4 protein-coding genes and 2 pseudogenes are annotated in these 3,025 nt (G+C 55.4%); all 6 read left to right on the top strand.

Annotation, left to right across the window (positions count from 1 at the left end; all coding sequences use genetic code 11):
- Positions 1–126: 126 nt before the first annotated feature.
- A pseudogene (locus tag F2P45_RS33910) lies at positions 127–978 on the top strand (phage/plasmid replication protein, II/X family); the annotation flags it as partial.
- 29 nt (positions 979–1,007) lie between these two features.
- On the top strand, positions 1,008–1,325 hold the full coding sequence (locus tag F2P45_RS33905) for a single-stranded DNA-binding protein (RefSeq protein ID WP_166882606.1): 318 nt from the start codon (positions 1,008–1,010) through the stop codon (positions 1,323–1,325).
- A 78-nt stretch (positions 1,326–1,403) separates the two neighbouring features.
- Positions 1,404–1,592, top strand: coding sequence for a hypothetical protein (locus F2P45_RS33900; protein ID WP_166882605.1), 189 nt, complete (start codon positions 1,404–1,406; stop codon positions 1,590–1,592).
- A 135-nt stretch (positions 1,593–1,727) separates the two neighbouring features.
- A complete protein-coding gene (locus F2P45_RS36865) occupies positions 1,728–1,862 on the top strand; it encodes a hypothetical protein (RefSeq protein WP_267877393.1) in 135 nt (44 codons plus the stop codon).
- A 187-nt stretch (positions 1,863–2,049) separates the two neighbouring features.
- On the top strand, positions 2,050–2,241 hold the full coding sequence (locus F2P45_RS33890; protein ID WP_166882603.1) for a hypothetical protein: 192 nt from the start codon (positions 2,050–2,052) through the stop codon (positions 2,239–2,241).
- Positions 2,238–3,025 (top strand): annotated as a pseudogene (locus F2P45_RS33885) (hypothetical protein); the annotation flags it as partial. The gene F2P45_RS33890 and the pseudogene F2P45_RS33885, both read left to right, overlap by 4 nt.

Raw genomic sequence — 3,025 nt, 5'->3', positions numbered from 1 at the left:
GCAGGCGCGCCGGCCAGAGTTCGTGCTTCGTTGGCTCTTGCATGTTCGTGACTCCTGAGTTGATGGAGTACCGATTCTGGATGCCGAAAATTAGCAATGGAAGGTGGGGTAAATAGACCGCTTACGGTTGAAGAGTTGCTTGAAACCGAGTTGCCTCTTGCCGATTACTGGACCGTTCACCGCGTTGATGTCGCGCTCGTTTACCGATTGCCAAAGCTCGCATGCAAGGAATTTTTCGACGGCATGCAAGTCATGAGCTTTCCTCGGCGTCAACGAGGCTCCGCCAAATATGCGATGGCTGTGTATTTTCCAGGAAAGACAACCACCGTGAAGTTCTATCACAAGGGCACTGAATTTCAGGTGCACGAGCGAAGTCGGATGCGGGGCTTTTTTACAAATTTGTTCAAGCATTTGTACGGTAAAAACGACCCGAAAAATTACGAGCGGGCCGAGCGAAAATTAGCAGCATTGCAGCGTCTGGCGGACAGCAGACTACGTGCTGAGGTTGAAATTCATTCAGATAAATTTCAATACGACTTTGAGAAAAATCCGTTGGTAAAAGAAGTGACGGATGCGTATTTGCAGCAGGTCTACGACAGGGAAGTAGAGAAGCTTTTGCGAGAGGGAAAACAGGCTATGGATACGGTGAGAGGCAGTAGGGCGGTGCTGAGTAGGCTCAAGAGCGTTTACGGGCCTTCAACGGGGGCGAGATTGTACGGGTTTTGGTCGTCGCTCTGCACTCTCGGCGATGAAGTAACGCGAGAGCAATTTGCGAAGACGGTGTTCTACCGGAACCGGAAGCTTCTTGAGGATGCGGGCGTGTCTTGGCGTGGAACCGACGTAACGGTGGTAGCAAATGACGGGTTGCTGCCTGTGGATTTTTCTCCGATTAGATCAGACAAGCGACTGTGCTATTTACCGGCGCGCAATCGTGAAGAGTATCAGGTAAGCCGGGAAACGATGCGCCTTGCGGCGTGAAAGGAATTGCTGTGGCAGAAGCGAATGTAATGAAGATGGAAGACAAGAAAAGCCAGCTGGCTGTTAAGGCGATGGTGGTCATGGTGGTAGGTCGCCTTGAGGGCTCTAAGTCGTACGAAGGCAAGCGGTATACCCAAGTAATGACCCCGGCCGCCGATGCATATTCGCGACCGCAGCTCGTCGAGATCCGCAGCAAGGGTCGCTTGGGTGAAAAGGGCGACGAGATTTCCTGTCATTGCGTCTTGGGCGGCTTTCAACGCAAAGCGTATGAAACAAAAGACAAGCAGACCGGCGAGATCGTCAAGGTTGTTCCGGTCGAGCACACGCTCGACTTGTGCGAGGAATAGCCCGTGGCGGTGGGGACTGAGCAAGTAGTTCTCGTTTGCGTTCCCGCGCAAATTGGGCAAGCGCCCTGTGGGAATGGCATGGCGCCAGGCACAGTTGCTGCGTATTTGATCGACGCTTCTCAGGCTCCCAGTATCAATGCTCAGAACGCGCCTTTCGACTATGCCGCCGCGGCCACTATTTGGGGATTCGCTTTTACCTTCGTCGTCGGTCTGTACTTGGTGAGCAAGTCCGCAGGGGTGATTCTCGCCGCAATTCGAAATTTCTGATTTAGCAGTACTGGCCGGGCAGCTCCCCGGTACATAAAACGTAGGGGTTTCAAAATGAACAAAAACATTCAACGCGGTCTGGCTCTGGTTGGCGCACTGGCTGTAAGCGGTTCGGCTCTCGCGGTTGGTCCGGACATGTCTGGCCTGACCAGCGCGGTCGATTTCGGCACCGTCATTAGTGCGGTGCTGGCAATCGCTGGCATGTTGGCACTCGTGTACGTCGCCATCAAGGGCGCCAGGATCGGCCTCGCCATGCTCAAGGGCAGCTGATCGCCGCTGGCTTTTTCCGTCACTTGTCACAGAAAGTGTGACAGGTTCGGTTTGGGGGAGCCTTCGCGCTCCCTTTTTTTCGGGTGTCGGTTATGACGATTAACGATCTTTGGTACTTCGGGATGTTTTTGTGGGGGCTGATTTCAGCCTGGGCGGTCATTCAGGGTTTGAGCGAATAAGGGGTGGTATGGATACTTCGGCGTTGTTGGTATTGATGGTCGGCGTGCTCGCCAGCAGTTACGGGTTTGGCGCGGTTTGGTTGAGACTGAACGATACGTTCCGCGAGTTGCCTTCGTGGGTGCCGCTGGCCTGGCCGGTGCTGCTACCGGTTGCATTTTTCTGGCTGGTGGTAAGTCGGTTCTTTGGGAGGACGGTATGAGATTAGGTTTAGTAAGGAAGTGCTTCCTGATGTTCATATGCTGTTTGATGCTTGTGCATCAGCAGCAGTCGTTTGCGCAGGCTCAGGCAGCAGCGCCTGTTGCCAACTTCGTGGTCAACAGGGCTATTGCTGGTTCCTTGACCCGCGTCGCCATCGCTCGAGGCTTTGCTGCTAACGACCCGAGAATCGCGGCCACTATGGTAGGTGTCAGCTCGTCGATGACCGCTGTGAATGTGGTTGCAACGGTAGGTGGCGTGGCGCTCGCCGTCGCTGGTGCGCCCGTCTGGCTTACCATTGCTGGCGGTCTCGGTATCTTGGTCGCTGGTGCCGCCATAGTCGCCGCTACTACTTCCCTTAGCGTCGACGGTGGCAAGGTCACCGTCACCGGGTCGTCACCAGCTGGTGCGCCGACTTACGTCCCGCTTACTGGCGCCGCAGCAGACGCCGATCTGGCAGCCAAGCAGGCCGCGCTAGGCAATCCTTCCGGCCCGACGGGTAACATCATCATTGACGCGCTGCTGCGCGATGGTACCAAGGTCTACCGTGACGATAGCTGCACCTTGCCCCAGGCGTGTATGAAGTTGCCGTTGGAGTCCTCTGCTGGAACCGCGTGGGTTGCTCGGCGCATCGAGTTGTGCGGCAGTGGACATCCTTGTTTCGTAAGCGGTCTATTTACCCCACCTTCCATTGCTAATTTTCGGCATCCAGAATCGGTACTCCATCAACTCAGGAGTCACGAACATGCAAGAGCCAACGAAGCACGAACTCTGGCCGGCGCGCCTGC

This window comes from Massilia mucilaginosa, from assembly GCF_011682145.1.
Lineage (GTDB): Bacteria > Pseudomonadota > Gammaproteobacteria > Burkholderiales > Burkholderiaceae_D > Telluria_A > Telluria_A mucilaginosa.
Note: the sequence above shows the minus strand (reverse complement) of the source record. Positions and strands in the feature narration are given on the sequence as shown.